Source organism: Bovifimicola ammoniilytica, assembly GCF_025567085.1.
Classification (GTDB): domain Bacteria; phylum Bacillota; class Clostridia; order Lachnospirales; family Lachnospiraceae; genus Bovifimicola; species Bovifimicola ammoniilytica.
Genome location: NZ_JAOQJN010000001.1, coordinates 100,674 through 120,639, shown reverse-complemented (window position 1 = coordinate 120,639; position 19,966 = coordinate 100,674). Strand labels below are relative to the sequence as shown.

The following is a 19,966-nucleotide window of genomic DNA, read 5'->3' as shown; positions in this document are numbered from 1 at the left end:
ATATATCTTATTTTACTTATTTACCCATTTAACCACATCTTCCATTCACATAAAATATTTCTCAATTATTAGTATCACTAATATAGCTAACACCACTGCACCAAATATATAACCTAAAACATATCTGACCTTAATATCTACCACTCCCTATTAATTTTCATTCATTAATTAACGTCAAAACATCTGGTTGCAGTTCATATATAAATATCCTGCTAACTAATTAAAAGTCCAGCCTATGAACTGCATCCTTTATCTTGACATATCAGTTATCTGCCAACGAATTATCCAAACTGCTTATATCTTCTATTATTTCCTGCAATACTTTTCTATATACTTCCATATCATTTATCTTTTTATCATTATAATAGATGAAATATGGATTTGCTTCAGGAATAAATTTCAATTTTCCTGCATATTTATCCACTATCTCTGGAATCTTAGTAGTGTCAATATCGGCATTGCGATACATAATAATCTTAATATTTCCATCATCATTTGTTATCTCTGTTATCCATGCCTTATGTGCCATTCCTTTTATAAGGGCAATTGCAAGAAGATTCATAACATTTTTAGGCATTTCACCGAATCTGTCAATTAATTCGTCCTGCATATCACTATATTCTTCTTCTAAAGTAATACTTGCAATCTTCTTATAGGTATTAAGCTTCTGCATCTCATTTCTTATATATGATGGCGGAATAAATGCATCAACATTCAAGTCAATCTTAGTTTCGAAGTCATCACGCACCTGCTCACCTTTCTCTACAGATACCGCTTCATTAAGTAATTTGCAATACAGGTCATATCCGACTGCTGCCATATGTCCATGTTGTTCTGCGCCCAAAACATTACCTGCACCACGAATCTCTAAGTCACGCATGGCTATCTTAAAGCCACTTCCAAGCTCCGTAAATTCCCTGATTGCCTGCAAACGTTTTTCTGCCACTTCTTTTAACATCTTATCTCTCTTGTACATAAGAAATGCATAAGATGTACGATTAGAACGTCCAACTCTTCCTCGAAGCTGGTATAACTGCGACAACCCGAACTTATCAGCATCATGAATAATTATCGTATTAACATTAGAAATGTCTAATCCTGTTTCTATAATTGTAGTCGATACAAGCACATCTATTTCACCTTCGATAAAGTCGTACATTATCTGCTCTAACTGTCTTTCATTCATCTGTCCATGTGCAAATACAACATTTGCATCAGGAACGAGCCTAGCAATTCGACTAGCTACTTCATCAATGTCATTAACCCGGTTATATACATAATACACCTGTCCGCCACGACTCATTTCCCTGTTGATTGCTTCACGAATCATCTCGTCATCATATTCCATAACATAGGTCTGAATCGGAAGACGGTCTACAGGTGGTTCCTCTAATACACTCATATCTCTTATTCCCACAAGACTCATATGAAGAGTTCTAGGAATTGGCGTTGCTGTAAGAGTCAGAACATCTACCTCTTTCTTCATTGCCTTGATTTTTTCTTTATGCGTAACTCCAAACCTCTGCTCTTCATCTACAATTAATAAACCCAAATCTTTAAATACAATATTCTTAGATAACAGACGATGTGTTCCGATTACAATATCTACTTCACCTGTCTTAAGACCATTAATTGTATCCTTAGCACCTGATGCTGTCCTAAATCTTGACAGCATATCTACTCTTACAGGATAATCCTTCATTCTCTGGCTAAATGTGTTGTAATGCTGTTGTGCAAGAATAGTAGTTGGAACTAATACCGCTACCTGCTTACCGTCCTGAACTGCCTTAAATGCTGCTCTTATGGCAATCTCTGTCTTACCATATCCGACATCTCCGCATACAAGTCTGTCCATTATCCTGCTGCTTTCCATATCTTTTTTAGTATCTTCAATCGCAGCTAACTGGTCATTCGTTTCTTCATATGGAAACATTTCCTCGAATTCTTTCTGCCATATATTATCAGGGCTGAATTCATATCCTTTCTGATTCTGTCTGGCTGAATATATTTCTACTAAATCTTTGGCAATGTCTTTAACTGCACCCTTAACCTTAGTCTTAGTCTTAACCCAGTCCTGTGTACCAAGTTTATTTAACTTAGGAACTTTGGCATCAGCACCCGAATATTTCTGTATTAAATCTAACTGTGTCGCAAGAATATAGAGATTACTGTTTCCTGCATATTCTATCTTAATATAATCCTTGATAACCTTATCGACTTCTATCTTCTCAATACCACGATAGACTCCTAATCCATGATTCTCATGTACTACATAATCGCCAATATTAAGCTGTGAGAAATCTTGTATCTTGCTGCCCGAATACTGCTTTTTGGCACGTTTCTTTCTGGCTTTCTCTTTGCCAAATATATCCGATTGTGTAATTACGATAAATTTAATAAGTGGATACTCAAAACCCTGATGTAGATTACCATAAGTAACCATTATCTCTTTAGGTTTTAATATTCTTTCGGGATTCTCCGAATAAAATGCTTCCATTTCATAATCCCTTATATTATCCGCAAGACGTTCAGCTTTGGTTCTCGAATTAGTGAGTATCAGAATCTTGTAGCCCTTTTTTCTATAATCCTTCAAATCTTTAATAAGAAGTTCAAAACTACTGTTATATGACACAATATTTTTCGCTTCTATATGAAATGTTTCCTTAATATCGATATTCCTAATCTTCTGGCTTAAGGTCGTGAATACAATTCTCTGCTTATCGCTTGTCATTGCAATAAGTTGTCCATAGGTATGCATAACATCAGCCTGTCCTGGAAGTATGTAACCTTTCTCTAATCGGTTAGACATACTCTCCCTGAATTCTTTCTCTATAGTCTCACTTCTGTCTGTAAGCCTTGATGGTTCATCAAATATATATATTACATCTTTATCTTCTAAATATTCTATGAGTGATGACATTTCACTATAGAAATAATTAATAAAGCTGTCAATTGCAACATTGATATTACCGAGTTCTAGCTGTTCTGTGAATTCTTTAACAATCGTTTTAATCCTGTGTGCCTCTTCAGTTTTCATAGCTTCGCGAAATTTTTTTTCGACTTTCACCATCTCTTTATTGATGGCTTTTACTCCGTTGTTAATCATTTCCTTGTCAAGAATATATTCTGTTGCTGGATAAATCGTTATCTCATTAATATTTTCAATCGAACGCTGACTATCAACGTCGAAATATTTTATAGAATCTATCTCATCGTCCCATAAATCAATTCTGACTGGTGTATCCTCTGTCATCGGAAATATATCAAGAATCTCGCCTCTGACAGCAAACTGTCCACTCATTTCCACCTGACTGACTTTTTCATAAGACATATTAACAAGTTTAGCCTGGACTTTGTCTAAATCAATTTTTTCCTCCATATTAATATGAATAAGATTTTCCTTGATAATATCTATCGGAATAAGTTTATCCATAAGTCCATCAATCGTTGTTACAATAACAGTGTCCTTATTCTCGATAATTCTCCTGATTGCACTAAGTCTTTCAGTAAGTGTCAAATTGCCATGAATGTCAGCATTAAAAAATATAAAATCTTTCGCAGGATACAGGATAGTGTTCTTGTTGTACAACAAATAGTCCTCATAAATCTCTCTGGCACGTTTTTCGTTGTGAGTTACGACGACACTGTATTTGTATTTAGAGGTAATTCCATTCATAAAATTGACCTGCTGTGAATCAACACAACCGGTTACACCTAATGCAATATTACCTTTCTTATCTTTATCAAGTCTATCCATCAGCTGAATATATTCACTATATTCTAACAAGGGTTCTTCAAAAGTTTTCATTCTTGAATCCTCTCATATATTAATTAAATAAATTGTATTGCTTCATTACTACGTTAATATTTTTCACAATTCAATTAATGCATTAATAAATTCATCATTACTATTATAATCCTATTATATTAATTAAATTTATTCATTGCTGCATTAATATCTTTTTCTATAATTATATTAATTGCTTCTGATGCATTTTTTATGCCATCATCGACTAATTTTCTATCTGCTACACTGAAATGTCCTAATACATAATCTGCTAAGTCCATTTTATCAGGTTTCTCACCAATTCCGATTCTAATACGCTTGAATTTATCAGTACCTGTATGTGCAATTATGCTTTTAATTCCATTATGTCCTCCGGCACTTCCCTTGGCTCTTATTCTTAATTTGCCCTCAGCAAGACTTATATCATCATAGATAATTATAAGATCATCTTCAGGGTTAATCTTATAAAAGTCCATAGCTTCCCTAATTGCTTCACCACTATTATTCATAAATGTCTGTGGCTTCATAATAAGCACTTTCTGACCACCTATTATTCCTTTTCCACACAATGCCTTATGTCTGTACGTCTCAACTAGTATATCATTATCTTCAGCAATTCTGTCAATCGCATCAAAACCAACATTATGCCTTGTTCCTCTATATTTATCAGTTGGATTACCTAAACCTGCTATAAGTATCATATATATTTTCAGCCTCCTATATATCCTCTACAGCCACTTGAATTTCCTCACTCATAGATTGTATACTTTCGCTTTGAGCTGAAATTTCCTCTGTGGTAGCTGCGATATTTGTAACTTTACCATTCATTTTTTCAATACTCTCAAGTAACTCTGTAATCGACCTTACACTGTCTTCTATCTTAGGAATTGTATTCACTGACTGTGTTTTATTTTGTTCAATTAATCTCTTTGTATTATCAGATAAATCCCTGATATTACTTGCTACTACCGTGAAACCTCTACCGGCATCTCCAGCCCTTGCCGCCTCTATTGAAGCGTTTAGACTTAATAAATTAGTCTGACTGGCTATATCTGAAATTTTTTCATTACTACAATTATATTCTTTTATAAATTCAGAAAAGACCTCTAATCCACCTCTGATTATTTCGCATTTTTCTGAAATATCAGCTACTGCCTGAGTAATTTCAGTAGCATCCTCCGCTGTAATTTCATTAGCCTTAGCTAAATCTACTATACTATAATTAAGAAGATTGAACCTTTCAACTACTTTAGATAGTTTTTGGTTATGTATATCCTGTTCCTTAAGATTTTTCTGATGTAGCTCCGCTACCTTCTGTCTTTCTAAATCGGCTACCTTTTTGTTATAATATATACAATTATCTTTATTATTTACACCATTGTGAATTGCCTGTGCCATCATACTACAAGTGCTGTAACCACAACAGCCGCAATTAATACTTCTATCTTCAATATTTTCTTTAAGCAAACTATTAAAGATTTCATTTTTCTCAGCTTCACCAGGCACTTTCATATGCACAGACTTATCCTTGTAGTTTCTACTAAAATCTTCAAGTTTTAAATCCGAAAACTGCTGGTCTAAAGCTTGCCATCTTTCCTCATAAGTAAGAGATTCGTTCCAAGGATTAACCGTCCCCGATTTATGGAAAATGCCTCTTTTTTCCAGTTTATTAACAACTAAATCCTTTGATTTATAAACAGCAAGTTCAACAGATACATCATCAATATTCTCATCTACAGCAGTACCTCTCAGGCAACCTTTACTACAATTTAATATATCTACAAGAAATGGTTTATCTCCCTTCATATCCGTATAAGAATCAAGAAATTTATATGCTTCTGACGTACCTTCTACCTGTAATACCGGTACATTGCCAAGAAAGAAGTTTACGTTTTCCTTAAGTCCACCTGGATGCGGATAAATACTACCCAAGCCATAATCAATAACCTCATCATATTCCTTGGACGAATAGTAACTTTCTTTAATAGCAGCTAATAATTTCTTAAATGTTACATTATACTTCACAAATCCCTTAGTATTTTTATCCTTTATCTCATCACCCTTAGCAATACATGGACTGATAAAAGCTAAACTCTCTGCTACCTGCTTATATTTTTTAAGATATATTGCCTCACACATCATAGGACTTTGTAAAGGCATCAAATTTTTAATAAGTTCAGGTCTGTATTTCTCAATATAATTAACTATTGCAGGACATGGCTGAGATATAAGGCCCTTTTTACCCGTTTTCTTGATATACTTAATGTATGACCATGTACAAATATCAGCACCATGGGAAACAGAATAAATATCAACTACCCCTAAAGACTTGAGATAACCATATATCTTTTTATAATCATTTGGATAATTAGCAACAAATGCAGGAGCTACTAACACACTTATCTTCTTACCTGCTTTCAGATCCTTTAGAAATTTCTCCGTATCATCCTCATACTCTCTGGCACTATGCTGACACTCCTTAAAACAGGCTCCGCACTTGATACAAGCCTCATCGTTTACACTAATTGAATTCTCCTTAGAAATATTTGCAATTAATACCGGACAACTCCTAATGCATTTATTACAATCTACACAATTTTCATTAGTAAATATCATTGTTATAACCTACCTCTCTATAAGATTTATTAAAATATTTTCTAATACATTTTAAATGTATATTACCTGTCACAAACTGTCTTACCTTTTTAATTTATCAAAATAATAGCTGTCCATACTATTCAAACAAAGGACTGCCGCGCTGCGGCAGTCCAATATCATTTCCTAATTCTTACTATGCTTCAATCTCTTCAAGTTCCGTTTCATCATATTTCTTAAGAACTACACTCTGTATTCTGGCTCTTGTATCCGAATTAATAGGATGAGCGATATCTCTGTATTCACCATCTGATGCTTTTCTGCTAGGCATCGCTATGAATAAACCTTTCTCGCCCTCTATTACTTTTATATCATGGATAACGAATTCATTATCCAATGTAATAGATGCAATCGCTTTCATTTTACCATCTTTTGAAACTTTTCTCACTCTGACATCTGTAATCTGCATTCTGTGTCCCCTTCCCAACGCATTATTATAGTTTTCTATAGGCTATATCTTTCGTTTTTCTCAACTACTATCTTAATATCGCCATTATTTCCTATATATGTTGCGTTTGCTCTGATTGTATCGCGGCTTTCTACAATACAGTTCTCGATATATGTATTGTCGCCAATATAAACATTATTAAGAATAATTGAATTCTTGATTGTACAATTATTTCCTATATATGCTTTCTTAAATAAAATAGAATTCTCTACAACACCATTTATGATACAGCCACTACTTATAAGACTGTTCTTAACTATCGCACCAGGATTGTATTTCGCAGGTGGTAAATCATCAACCTTTGAATATACATCAGGATATTGTTTGAAGAAATAGTCTCTTACACTTGGTTTTAAGAAGTCCATATTTGTCTTAAAATACGAATCAACTGTAGCTATATTGCTCCAATATGTACTAAGCTTGTACCCATATATTCTCTTAACATTCTTATATCTTACGAGAATGTCATTAACGAAATCATATCTATCCTCTGATGCGCTCTTCTCAATCAGCTCTATAAGTAACCTTCTCCTGATTACATAAACACCCGTTGAAACTGTATTAGAATTGCATACAAGAGGTTTCTCTTCGAATTCAATAATTCTGCTGTCTTCGTTCATCTTAACGCAACCGAATCTTGTTACGTCTGTTCCTTCCGGAAAATCTTTACAAACAACTGTAATATCTGCTTTCTTAGCAATGTGGTACTCAAGCACCTTATTATAATCTAGCTTATAGATTCCATCACCTGAAGCAATTACTACATATGGCTCATGACTATTCTTCAAAAAGCTGATATTCTGGTAAATAGCATCTGCTGTTCCCTGATACCAGAAACCATTCTCTGCTGTAATAGATGGTGTAAATACATACAAACCACCTTGTTTTCTACCAAAATCCCACCATTTTGATGAGCTTAAATGTTCATTAAGTGACAATGCATTATACTGTGTAAGTACAGCAACTTTCTGAATATGTGAGTTAGACATATTACTAAGTGCAAAGTCAATACTTCTGTAACTTCCTGCTATCGGCATGGCTGCTATGGCACGTTTATATGATAGCTCCTTCATCTTGTTATTATTACCACCAGCTAGTATAATTCCTATCGCTCTCATCTCACGTCACCTGCCTTAATAATAAATTCGCCACTTTGAAGAACTCCATCCGGATAATCTTCGGCTGTTGTAATACCTGAAATCGCAATATTCTTACCTATCTTAACGCCGTTAGGTATCACTGTATTCTCACCAATTGTTGTAAGACCACTATTATATATCTTAGGATCAAGCTTACTTGGTGCTTCTTCTCCGATACCTATCTCTACATCATGTCCAACTTTAACATTCTCTGCTATGATGCTTCTCGTTACCTTACTGCCTTTTCCAATTACAGTATTCTTCATAATAATTGAATCTCTTACTACTGCACCCTCTTCAATGGTAACTCCTGCGCCAATAACTGAATTATATACTTCACCATAAATGTCTGTACCTTCACTGATAATACTTCTTTCTACCTTAGCATATTCTGAAATGTACTGTGGTGGAAGTGTATCACTCTTAGTATAAATTCTCCAGAATTCCTCATAAAGATTAAATACAGGAATTATATTTATCAATTCCATATTAGCTTCCCAATAAGAAGAAAGTGTTCCAACGTCTTTCCAATATCCATTGTATTCATATGCAAATAACCTCTGCTTATTACCATGAACATAAGGAATAATATGCTTACCAAAGTCACAATTGCTCTGGTTCGACATTGTAATAAGTGCTTCCCTTAAAACAGGCCAGCTAAATATGTAGATACCCATTGAAGCAAGATTACCTCTTGGATTCTCAGGTTTCTCTTCAAATTCTGTTATTCTGTTATCCTCATCTGTCAGAACAATACCAAATCTGCTTGCCTCTTCATAAGGTACCGGCATAGTAGCAATAGTTACATCTGCTTTATTAGCCTTATGATAATCAAGCATAACTTCATAATCCATCTTATATATGTGGTCTCCGGATAATATAAGAACGTAGTCAGGATTATATGAATCTATGTAATCCAGGTTCTGGTAAATAGCATTAGCTGTACCAGTGTACCATTCACTATTACCACTTCTCTCGTATGGTGGTAATACTGTAACACCACCAATATTTCTATCCAAATCCCAAGGTATACCTATACCTATATGAGCGTTAAGTCGCAGTGGTTGATATTGCGTTAAAACCCCCACTGTATCCACACCCGAGTTAATACAGTTACTTAATGGAAAGTCAATAATTCTATACTTACCACCAAAGGCTACTGCTGGTTTTGCTACCTTTGATGTAAGAACCCCAAGTCTGCTTCCCTGTCCGCCTGCCAGTAACATGGCTATCATTTCTTTCTTAATCACGCTATCACCTCGCTGTAGTTTTATGCAATTATTATAACATATATCAGAAAAATATTGAACTGATTTTACATTTTTTCTTATTAAATTTTCGTTATTTTTCTACAACCTTCACTTTATTCGTCGAAATGTATAATTTTAGTAAGATTTTTTATTGATTATGTCAAATCATTCTATTAAAGAAGTTAAAAAAACGAATACAATTCTTATAAGCAATCTCACTATTTACATACACATTACTAAATTTCACTACCTGGAAGTACGATGGAATTTAAAATTTTATTTTTTATTTGTATACAACATATTTTCATTGACATTAATATAATAATATTCTAAAATAAAATAGGATTGATTATTAATTTCATAAAATATATGATTAGTATAAAAATGATGTTGATACACTTATTTTTCACACTACGATTTGTGTCGCAGGCACCACAAATCGCATCTATCGCAGAGCCAAATTTAACATTTGGCTCATGATTCCTTTGGTACTTTGTGTCTGCAGAAAGGAGATTATTATGGCAATAACACGAACTTTAAATAAAAGCAGACAACGTGATGCGATTCTTAATTATTTATTACCACGAAAGGACCATCCTACTGCTGATACAATTTACAATGCTGTAAAGGAAGATTTTCCTAATATAAGCCTTGGAACAGTCTACCGTAACCTTTCTCTGTTGGCTGAACTCGGCATAATCCAGAAGATATCATGTGGTGATGATTCAGAACATTTTGATGGCAATCCAAAGCCTCACAACCATTTTATATGCTCTGAATGTTATAGTGTAATTGATTTAGAGATGGAGAATATTGATTTTATTGATACCCTTGCCGCTACTAATTTTAACGGCAAAATAAGCGGTCACAATATTTACTTCTATGGTAAATGTCCTAACTGCCTTAAAGAAGAAGTTAATTAAATAATTGAAAATAATTATCATTTTCTTCTTGACAAACAGAAATTATATGTTATACTAAAGCAGTAATCATTATTGATTTTAATTCAAATTGATAAAATGTAATTTACGTATATTAATTTGAAAATATAATACAATAACAGCATGTTATTAAATAAAAAAATATTTTAGAAAAGGAGATTGAAATTATGTCAAAATTCGTATGTTCAGTATGTGGTTATGTTTATGAGGGAGATGCAGCTCCAGAAAAATGTCCAGTATGTGGCGTTGGTTCCGATAAGTTCACAAAGGTATCTGAGGGTGAGAAAACTTGGGCAGCAGAACACGTTGTAGGTGTTGCTAAAGGCGTAAGCGAGGATATCATCGCTGATTTAAGAGCTAACTTCGAGGGTGAATGTTCAGAAGTTGGTATGTACCTTGCAATGGCAAGAGTAGCTCATAGAGAGGGTTATCCTGAAATCGGTATGTATTATGAGAAAGCTGCTTACGAAGAAGCAGAACACGCAGCAAAATTCGCCGAATTACTTGGAGAAGTTGTAACAGACAGCACAAAGAGAAATCTTGAATTACGTGTAGAAGCTGAAAATGGTGCTACAGCCGGTAAAGTTGACCTTGCTAAACGTGCTAAAGCTGCTAACCTTGATGCAATCCACGATACAGTTCATGAGATGGCTAGAGACGAAGCAAGACACGGAAAAGCATTCGAAGGATTATTAAAGAGATACTTTGGCTAATCTAGAATATAATTTAACTAAATGATTCATTTTTAGAGCAATAAAACAGGTGTGGAAGTTCAACATAATTTTCACACCTGTTTTAAATACTAAACTTTCATTTTCTAAAAATCAGCGTAAGCATTTACAATTACATTTTACATTAGAATTTAAAATTATATTTATATATTTTTATTTGCATATATCTTATATTACATTATAGTCCTGATAACGTTCTCATTACCAAATCCACATCTTTATTCTCTAATTCCTGAATAATATGAAGATATGTTTTCTGAGTAGTTGTCATACTGGCATGTCCAAGTCTCCTCGCAACACTTGCAATAGATACACCCGCAAATAAAAGTAATGATGCATGAGTATGTCTAAGTCCATGTATGGAAATCTCTGATATTCCACATTCTCTGCAATGTCTTGAAAGAACATCATTAACTGTTGAATTATAGATTTTGGATTTACCCACAAATATAGGTTTATCTTCCGGCATACCTTTTACTAATTCAGAGAATTTAACAACTATCTGCCAGTCAATCTGAATCTTTCTAACTGACGAACTATTCTTAGTTGGCAAAAAGCCTCCATCTCCTTTGTAATCCCATGTTTTACTTATCGAGAGTGTCTGCCTTGAGAAATCAAAATCCTTAGGTGTAATGGCAAGTGCCTCCGAAAAGCGCATTCCTGTTTTGGCAACCAGCATTATAAACCAATCCCAATTCGCTTCTTCTTTTATATCAAGATTCGCTATTAATGTATGAAGTTCAAACTGATTCAGATATTTTATCTTCTTTTCTCTTGGTGTTTTGCCTTTTATAATTGCTTTTCTAGTGGGATCCCTTTCTATAAGACCTTCGTCCACAGCATCTAATATAGCCCCTTTTAGCTGATGATGAAAGTCAAGCGTCGTCTGCCTTTCGTGTTCTTTTGCATATTCATTCAAAATCTGTTGATATGCTGTCCTTGACATCTCACAAACCTTTAATTCCGGTGCAAGTCTTTCCACCCATTTCTGTGTCATCTTGTACTTTGACATCGTAGCTTCTCTTATTGCATCTTTCTTATATACATCAACCCATTGTTTATAATAATCACAAAATAGTGAATTTCCGTTCATATCATTTAGCATTAACTACCTCCATTTCTCTGTAATGCTTACGCTGATATAAACGTTTTTAAATGTAATTTTATAAATGTTGGCAGTTATTAAAGTCAGTTTAATTATTAAGAAGTGGTTTTATCTCTTCATCTAAAGTCTTTCTAAGTTCTTCCATTACCTTATTGTAATATTGAAATTTGTGCAAAGCATTCTCCTGCGATGCCCTGTAGCTTTTATAATCTATTGTTGTCGTTATCACAGTCTCATTCGGAATTATGCCATTTCTATAATGTGTAGCAGCATACATAACATCTGACTTTGAAGCATACCATGTAATACAGAAATCCGTTATTACCTTATCTATGCATTCCTGTTTCATATTGTCTACAATATTCAGAATTGATTTACCTCTATATTTGTTACTATCTGATTCAATTTCATATATAAGATTAGACATAATATCTGCAACCTTCGGGTTATCTTTTCTAAGCTCATCAACATATTGTTTAACTTCATCAATCTGTTTCTGCCTCTGCTCAGGTGTAAGTTCCTCCCCATCATCTGATGTTACGATATTCTGGATAAGATTAATAATATACTCGTAATCAATTTTTGTATTACTATATGCCATCAATTCATAATCCATATCCATAGCAATATCATCTTCTACTTCTGACAGCTTATCCCTGTCTGACATAATCTCTTCTCTGGCATTCAGATAATGTCCTGCATAATCTATGTACTCCTGCTCTGTGATTTCATATTCTTCAAGCATATTATCCTCATATTGACTAAATGACTTCAATTGTGCAAATAATTTGTCAAAATTCTGAAACGTTTTAACAAATATCTCTTTCTCCTTATGTGACAGTCCCGGAACATCTTCTGGTTTCTCTGCCGATATTCTAAGTGCCGAAAGAGCCTTTCTAAATGCCGGTTCAACTTCGTCCCATTCTGCTACAAGTGCAGTTTCAGTACTTCCTGCTGAGTAAAGTTTTACCGCTTTATCAACACTTTCCTTAAATAAATGAGGTGCCTGAAATGTGACAATCTGTCCATATTTTTTATTCTTTTCATAAATTCTATTTGTTCTTGAAAATGCCTGAATAAGATCATGTGGTCCCATTGGCTGTCTGTCTATATATATAGTCGATAAACATGGTGCATCGAATCCAGTAAGTAATCTGTCAACAACAATAACTAAATCCAACTGCTCATTTCTACTCTTATACCTTGAATCTTTTCTCGCAAGCCTGTTATTAAGATTCTCATTGTATGTCTGTATTTGAGAAAGTTCGTATTTCTTACCAAACATTTCATAATAATCATCTAGTGATTCTAACATTTTATTTTGATTTACCTGTGAACTTTCTTCATTTTCAGATACAGAATATGTTATGGCGAATTTAGGAAAATCCGGTAATACCTGTTTTATCTTATCGTCTATTTTCAAAGATGTCTCGCCATTTTTTACCTTTTTCAATAACTCGTAATATTTCTGTGCTATCTGAATCGAGCTTGTGGTAAGCATTCCCTCATATGTTTTTCCTTTGCCATTTTGGAATCCAAGCTTATGATATGATTTATTTAAAATAATATCTAAAACTTTTAGCATATGAGTTTCATTGTCATATATACTGCTATCTGTTTCATCTTTAATATTCTTCGGTCCATTATGTTCTACCTGAAATCCTAATACAGCATTATCATGTATTGCATTCTGAATAGTATATCTATGTAAGCATTTACCATATAACTCTTCTGTTGTACGTGGCAAATCCCCCATCTGAGGATATGGATTCTCTGCAAATCTTGGTGTCCCCGTAAATCCATACCATAATGAATTACCAAAAAATCTTTCTATATCCCTCTTCGTATTAGGTGTTACAGCTCTATGACATTCATCTACCACAAATGCAATTTTCAAGTTTCTTATCTTATTGTATTCAGGAGTATTTTCCTGTAATCTCTTAGTAATAAGTCTCTGTAACTTCTGAATTGTTGTAACAATTACCTGTCTATCATCTGATTTCAATTTATTTTTCAAATCATTTACATTATCTGTTTCATCAACATCTATCAAATCGTTATTCGCATATGCCTTAAATGCAACAGTTGTCTGTGTATCTAAATCTTTTCTGTCTATCAGAAATATAGTTTTATCAATTGCCGGAATGTCCATCAACAGATTTCTTGTCGCCTTATATGAAGTTAATGTTTTACCCGAACCTGTAGTATGCCATACAAACCCCGATTTACCAGTTCTTGAGGCTTCTCTTATAGACTCAATTGCATGAATCTGATAAGGGCGAAGTAAAATAAGTCTTTTAGCTTTTTCATCAAGAACTGTGTATCTTGCAATCATCTCATGTGCCTGTGGAATACTAAGTACACCTTTCGCAAAATCAATATAATCTGAAATAGGATTATTCTCTTTATCCAGCCAGCCACTGATGAACTCTGGATTTAATTCCGTATCACTTGCTGCTGAAAAGTATTTAGTATCGACACCATTACTTATAACAAACATCTGGACAGCCGAAAATATACCCGTAAATTTCCCCTCACCAATATATTTCTTTATCTGCCGGAAACCGTCCATATACGAATGTTGCTTATTCTTCAACTCAATATGTATCATAGGCAGTCCATTAATCATAAGTGTCACATCAAATCGTCTGTCTCTATCATGTGCATTAATATCTTCATCTGTTTTTAATGCATTATATTGATTAATGACTTCATATACGCTGCTTCCTCCTGCAATATGTTCATGATTCATTACTACGAGATGTAATCTCTCTGTATCACGCTGCACATGAACCTGGACTTTTCCATTCTCTCCCACAAGCCACTCGCCTGCTTTATAAAACGAAGAAAATTGTAACTGGTTCTTTACCTGTTCAAACTCGGCGTCGGATAATTTTTCACCATTTAATCTATCCTTATTATTCTGCTCAAGAATATACTTAAAATTCTTCCATAAATCTTCTTCTGTTTTCAAATCTTCCCTGTATGTCCATTGAGAATCGCCATAAATCAATTGCTCAATAAGTTTCTTTTCTATCATTGACTCTAATTCCATTATAAATATCTCCTTTTCTATCGTTTATTAATTATAAAATTCATTTAAAACTCGTTGTTTTTCGTGTGAAAATGTGGTTAAAAAATTACTTATGCTGGTGAAGAGTGATGAGTTGGTCGAGGGAACTAAAATACTCCGCAATTTTTGTTTGTTCTTCCACTGATGGAATAAAAAACCGAATAGTAGATAATGCTGGATATTTTAAATTCCATGTGTCAGAGGTTAACCCTTGAGACCATCTTTGGAATATTTGCAAAGTGGATTTCTTTTTAAATAACTCCTCGAAAAACTTACTATTTGATTCATCCGTTGGAACTAATACAGTGTATGCAGGACTTACTATTCCTTCATATTCTGAGTTTCCGACAGCACCTTGCCACATTCTCATAGAGTTATATGGTAAATCTCCTTTTCTTACCTTTTTATAATTACTTTTATCTTCAGAAGCTGTATTTCTTTTATCTGAATCTACTTGCTTAATAACGCCATTACCAATCGTTACAGATAATAATTCTTCATCACCAATTGCTCTTTCTGAACGTTCTTTTAAAACCTCCCCCAACTTACGCTGTTCCCAAACATTTGTCAATTATGCTAATAATTCTCCAGCCTCATAGGAACATTTTATATAATCAGGATTTGAATAGTATACATTTGAATTAAAATTTGATATTTCATCACTAATAAACGAATTATATACTCTTCTAATTGTAGAAATAAGTTCTTCATCTGACTCACAAACATTTGATATTAATGTCTGATAGACTCTGCCAATTGATGTTTCGGTCGGAACATTATATTTACACTCTGATATATTTTCAAATTTACCATTTTGTATATGGAATTTTTCAATCCACTCATCGCATATCTGTTCAAATGACAAACAATGATTAACACTCGCAACTTTTAATTCATGTATCAATTCACTATCTGATATTTTCGCTACAATATCCTTAGGTTTATTATGAGTCGTTCTGGCAACACATTCTATCATTGTACATACAAAAAATAAATCATCTTCATTCTTCATATAGTTTTACGCTCCTTTCAAATTCTAAACACTCCAATGCACGCAAACTATGAAAACTTATCTGGTGTGTTGGATGTTTAAATTTAGCATATTCCCAAAAAACACTTCTGCTTATATTTCCATTAAGAAAATCATTAACAAAATTCCAAATTGTATCATCAGCCATAGGTCCCTCAACTATATCATATTCATGAACTTTTCCCGCACGACAATCAGCTATAAAATCAAGCCATTCGTCCGTCATTTTTTCAAACTTTTTAATATTTAATTCTTCATTTTCAGTATATCTATATACATTAACCACACCATTACTATGTTTTCTTTCCGCCCATCTACTAGCTTGTTCATAATTTTTAGTACAGTAAAAGCCCCATGAAAAATCTTTTGTGTATTTTGTTTTTCTTACTTCAGGAAAATAAATAATTTCTCCACTTCCATGATACAATTCTATACTTTCTTTTTTCATAAAGTGCCTCCTTCCACGACATTTTTTATATTAATTTTATTTTTATTACCAAAATTACTTATGCTGGTGAAGAGTGATGAGGTGGTCTAATTGTTTAAAATACGCTCCGATTTTGGTCTGTTCTTCCTTTTTAGGAACTTTAATTTCAAATTCTGCATATTCCTGTGCATTTACTCCTGGTTGTCCAGAACGTTGAGAAGTTACAGCAATATACTTGTTATATCTGTCTGTCAAAGTATTCTGAAATACAAATTCCGCATCATATTCTTCTTTAATTCTTGCTCGAATCAAGAATCCTGCATAGTAAACTAATCCATCAGAATTCCTGTAAATATAAGATTTTCCGACACTTGCACCTGTTCTTGCAAACAGAATATCTCCTTCAGTTAGTTTGTAATTATCTGCACCAGTTAAATCAATATCTGGAGAAGTAAGACTATCTGTTAAAAACTCATGTGTGTTATCGTCAATATCTGTAATTCTAATATATTTATTTTCGTCATCATATTCTTTTGCTGCTGCATTCAATCCGTATTCAAAAGAAGCTGCAACCTCCCCCAACTTACGCTGTTCCCAATCTATAGCCATTATTTTAGCTTATTTCTAACCAACATTAGTGAATATCCCAGTAAATTTTGCCCTTTCCATTCGTTTATATCTAATCTTTTAGGGTCAGTCATAGATAATCCGATTCCCCAAATGCAATCCCTTACTGCACATTCTGCTAATATTGCATTTTTTGTATCTTTTAAATTTTTATAAAGATTTTCATTCTGTGTAAATTTAGCAATTAATCCTTCATAAACAATGATTTGTCTAATACCATTCCAAATATTATCATTGTAGTTTGATACAAGACGACCTAAACCTTTAATTTGTGCTACATCTTGTGTTTCTAAAATCTGTTCTGCAATATCATTATCATTGAAATAAATTGCCTTTTGATACATCATATACTGTTCCATTGATGTGTATTCTATTTCGTTTACTACAAATTTAGAAAGATACCAATTACTTAAAAATCCATTTTCTTCATCAGGGTTATGAAAACATATTATGTTCACTATACCTCACCAACTTTCTGAACCGCCAAATCTAAATCAAGGTCATGAAGTCCGTAATATGCTTTCTTCAAAAAATCAATTGGTATTTTTTTTACAATTTCATCACTAGGCTTATTATAATACCATTGATAGTATGCATAAAATTCGCCTACCCAGTCTGGCAAAAAACCATCAAGTGCTTTTCCGGGTTTTAATTTATATTGTTCATTTTCTTGAAAATATTTCCATAATTCCATAGAATCCATGGTATTAACATATGCTTTCGCTTCATCTATGCTTCTTCTGGTTTTACTTGCCATATATGTTTGTATGAAATCCTCAGTATCTTTATCAGGATATTCCTGTGCCACATAATCAAATAATTTTCCTTGATTCTCTACAACATCTCCTAAATATACATCTGAGTATGCTCTCATTTTCATCACCTCTCGAACAGTGTACTAAATACTTTAGTTACTTTATTAGCATCAGAATTCACTAAATTTCGCATATTCTTTCTAGCTTCAACATCTCTCAGATTATATCTATTATTGAACTCATTGTAATTTACCAAAAGCAAATCTTCACAAATTTCATGCAATTTTGAATATGCTAATTCTGATTTTATACAATACTGAATTCCCAATCCACCAAGAGAAAGTAATTCTTCAAGTATATCCATATCTATGTTATCTCTAACAAATTCTTTAGCAATATAGAAATATGATGCATTAGCACGCCATCCCTTTATAACATCATATTCGTTGGTGTCTATTCCATATTTTTCAATAAATTTTTTTGCCAACATTCTATATCGTTTCGTATCTGCCGCATCACGATGTTTCATCAATTCTGCAAGCCATGACAAAACATCTTTTTCCTGAAAATCTAATATTTTTAAACCTTCGCAATCTAATTCATACTTGTGAACCCATCCATTAGTTTCATTTGGTCTGCATACCGCCCATTCCTTAGCGAGCTCTATATTTTCAGTCAAATAAAATCCTTTTCCATAATCATGTTTATCATCGCCACCACCAAATATTGGTTCAACAACCTTGTTAGGAGTACCATGATATAAAATAATTTTGTTCATTTTGCACATTTCCTCCTATACAAACATATTTTGCAACATAAATTTCTTGATTTTTTTCATTTCATCGCACTTTCTTTGGTGAAGAGTGATGAGGTGGTCGAGGGTCATAAAACATAAACCGTTTTTACCTTGTTCCTCTATATCTTGCGGTATAGGCATTTCTGCATTTTTTACAACATCTGAATTTATAGATTCGAAAGTTGATCCAGCAGCCATCTTTTTCCAATAACCATCGGAATCCATTTTTACAAGTGATTGATATACAAACTCGTTGCCTTTAATCCCTGCCACGCCCCTGCCAAGTACTACATCATAGGCAGTTTTACCCATTGTTCCTGCTGGTGCGCGAACACTCATAATCAAATCTCCTGCCTGTGCAGTTTTTGTCTTTTGTGTAGTCCAAATTCTTGGTTCTACCCATCCATCTTTTAAATCAGCATTCCCTTGAACTAAAATATAATCACTTGGTTCTTCACTATATGTTGAACCATCAGGAGATTGTCCCATTATAACTTGACATATATCCCCCAACTTACGCTGTTCCCAATCGTCAGTAAATCCATCAAATCTAATCTCCGGAATCTTTTCACCATTTTGTGGAAACATTTTTTGTAGCATATATTTTTTTAATTTTTTAGCTTGATTACACTTTCGCTGGTGAAGAGTGATGAGTTGGTCGAGGTTATCAAAATATTTTGCTAAACAGTCTTGTTCTTCTCTGCTTATAGGAATATTAATAGTAAATTTTCTAATATTTTCCATGCTTAGTGCTGGCTGTGATGAAGTTGCAATTAACGGAAAAATCACCTTGTTTTTAAAATTATCTGTCCTCATATAATGGCTAATGAATTTGGGTGAATCATCACTTTTAACTCTAATTCTCGAAACATTCGGTGCAAGATAAAATCTATCATTTTCCTTGATTATAGCTACTTCACCAACAGTACCGACATAGGTAAACATGATGTCATCTATAAATAACTTACTACGACTTAGTTTAGAAAAATTACTTCCATCTATATACTTAACATCATCTAAAATCAACTGACCATTTTTTATGTTCAATCCTCGCAATGCGATAATATTGCCCTCATCTGAATAGACAACATGTTCAGTAAATTCAAACCCCGCAAGTTTTGTTACATCAGCTATATCCCCCAACTTACGCTGTTCCCAATCTTCCGTATAACCTTTAAATCTAATCTTTGGTTTTTTCATAC

Annotated in this window: 18 protein-coding genes; 2 read left to right on the top strand and 16 right to left on the bottom strand. The window is 33.5% G+C overall.

The annotated features are described in order from the left end of the window. Positions 1 to 262: 262 nt before the first annotated feature. The 6 genes from mfd to OCV48_RS00530 form a co-directional block, all read right to left on the bottom strand. Positions 263 to 3,808 carry a transcription-repair coupling factor gene (gene mfd / locus OCV48_RS00555; RefSeq protein WP_147590834.1) on the bottom strand — a complete coding sequence of 1,182 codons (3,546 nt, stop codon included), beginning with the start codon at positions 3,806 to 3,808 and terminating at the stop codon, positions 263 to 265. 119 nt (positions 3,809 to 3,927) lie between these two features. Then, positions 3,928 to 4,488: an aminoacyl-tRNA hydrolase gene (gene pth / locus OCV48_RS00550; RefSeq protein ID WP_147590833.1), complete on the bottom strand. Its 561-nt coding sequence runs from the start codon at positions 4,486 to 4,488 to the stop codon at positions 3,928 to 3,930. A gap of 16 nt (positions 4,489 to 4,504) precedes the next feature. Continuing rightward, positions 4,505 to 6,403: a [Fe-Fe] hydrogenase large subunit C-terminal domain-containing protein gene (locus OCV48_RS00545; RefSeq protein ID WP_262558490.1), complete on the bottom strand. Its 1,899-nt coding sequence runs from the start codon at positions 6,401 to 6,403 to the stop codon at positions 4,505 to 4,507. Between the two features lie 175 nt (positions 6,404 to 6,578). Then, positions 6,579 to 6,851 carry a septation regulator SpoVG gene (spoVG, locus tag OCV48_RS00540; protein ID WP_021981746.1) on the bottom strand — a complete coding sequence of 91 codons (273 nt, stop codon included), beginning with the start codon at positions 6,849 to 6,851 and terminating at the stop codon, positions 6,579 to 6,581. A gap of 35 nt (positions 6,852 to 6,886) precedes the next feature. Then, a complete protein-coding gene (glgD, locus tag OCV48_RS00535) occupies positions 6,887 to 8,008 on the bottom strand; it encodes a glucose-1-phosphate adenylyltransferase subunit GlgD (RefSeq protein WP_021981747.1) in 1,122 nt (373 codons plus the stop codon). Beyond that, positions 8,005 to 9,279 (bottom strand): glucose-1-phosphate adenylyltransferase, encoded by a 1,275-nt coding sequence (locus OCV48_RS00530; RefSeq protein ID WP_021981748.1) that lies wholly within the window; start codon positions 9,277 to 9,279, stop codon positions 8,005 to 8,007. The genes glgD and OCV48_RS00530 overlap by 4 nt, the downstream gene beginning before the upstream one ends. A 518-nt stretch (positions 9,280 to 9,797) precedes the next feature. Here OCV48_RS00530 and OCV48_RS00525 point away from each other — a divergent pair. Both OCV48_RS00525 and OCV48_RS00520 read left to right on the top strand, forming a co-directional pair. Beyond that, a complete protein-coding gene (locus tag OCV48_RS00525; RefSeq protein ID WP_147590831.1) occupies positions 9,798 to 10,202 on the top strand; it encodes a Fur family transcriptional regulator in 405 nt (134 codons plus the stop codon). A gap of 185 nt (positions 10,203 to 10,387) precedes the next feature. Next, positions 10,388 to 10,933: a rubredoxin-like domain-containing protein gene (locus tag OCV48_RS00520; protein ID WP_021981750.1), complete on the top strand. Its 546-nt coding sequence runs from the start codon at positions 10,388 to 10,390 to the stop codon at positions 10,931 to 10,933. Positions 10,934 to 11,129: 196 nt separating this feature from the next. On the opposite strand, the gene OCV48_RS00515 is transcribed toward OCV48_RS00520, so the two are convergent. The 10 genes from OCV48_RS00515 to OCV48_RS00470 form a co-directional block, all read right to left on the bottom strand. Next, on the bottom strand, positions 11,130 to 12,056 hold the full coding sequence (locus tag OCV48_RS00515) for a site-specific integrase (RefSeq protein WP_147590830.1): 927 nt from the start codon (positions 12,054 to 12,056) through the stop codon (positions 11,130 to 11,132). 88 nt (positions 12,057 to 12,144) lie between these two features. Then, complete coding sequence (locus OCV48_RS00510) at positions 12,145 to 15,111, bottom strand: type I restriction endonuclease subunit R (RefSeq protein WP_262558486.1); 2,967 nt, start codon at positions 15,109 to 15,111, stop codon at positions 12,145 to 12,147. Between the two features lie 85 nt (positions 15,112 to 15,196). Next, positions 15,197 to 15,700, bottom strand: a complete 504-nt coding sequence (locus tag OCV48_RS00505) for a restriction endonuclease subunit S (protein ID WP_147590828.1) — start codon at positions 15,698 to 15,700, stop codon at positions 15,197 to 15,199. Next, positions 15,701 to 16,141 (bottom strand): hypothetical protein, encoded by a 441-nt coding sequence (locus OCV48_RS00500; protein WP_147590827.1) that lies wholly within the window; start codon positions 16,139 to 16,141, stop codon positions 15,701 to 15,703. It lies immediately after the preceding gene. Next, entirely contained in the window at positions 16,131 to 16,607 is a 477-nt protein-coding gene (locus tag OCV48_RS00495; protein ID WP_147590826.1) for a DUF3990 domain-containing protein, read from the bottom strand. Before OCV48_RS00495 ends, OCV48_RS00500 begins: the two co-directional genes overlap by 11 nt. Positions 16,608 to 16,661: 54 nt before the next feature. Continuing rightward, on the bottom strand, positions 16,662 to 17,195 hold the full coding sequence (locus tag OCV48_RS00490; protein ID WP_147590825.1) for a restriction endonuclease subunit S: 534 nt from the start codon (positions 17,193 to 17,195) through the stop codon (positions 16,662 to 16,664). After that, entirely contained in the window at positions 17,195 to 17,671 is a 477-nt protein-coding gene (locus OCV48_RS00485; RefSeq protein ID WP_147590824.1) for an NADAR family protein, read from the bottom strand. The genes OCV48_RS00490 and OCV48_RS00485 overlap by 1 nt, the downstream gene beginning before the upstream one ends. Continuing rightward, a complete protein-coding gene (locus tag OCV48_RS00480) occupies positions 17,671 to 18,087 on the bottom strand; it encodes a hypothetical protein (RefSeq protein ID WP_262558484.1) in 417 nt (138 codons plus the stop codon). The genes OCV48_RS00485 and OCV48_RS00480 overlap by 1 nt, the downstream gene beginning before the upstream one ends. A gap of 5 nt (positions 18,088 to 18,092) precedes the next feature. Continuing rightward, a complete protein-coding gene (locus tag OCV48_RS00475; RefSeq protein WP_147590822.1) occupies positions 18,093 to 18,746 on the bottom strand; it encodes a DUF3990 domain-containing protein in 654 nt (217 codons plus the stop codon). A 15-nt stretch (positions 18,747 to 18,761) separates the two neighbouring features. Next, entirely contained in the window at positions 18,762 to 19,964 is a 1,203-nt protein-coding gene (locus tag OCV48_RS00470; RefSeq protein WP_262558483.1) for a restriction endonuclease subunit S, read from the bottom strand. Between the last annotated feature and the right edge of the window lie 2 nt (positions 19,965 to 19,966).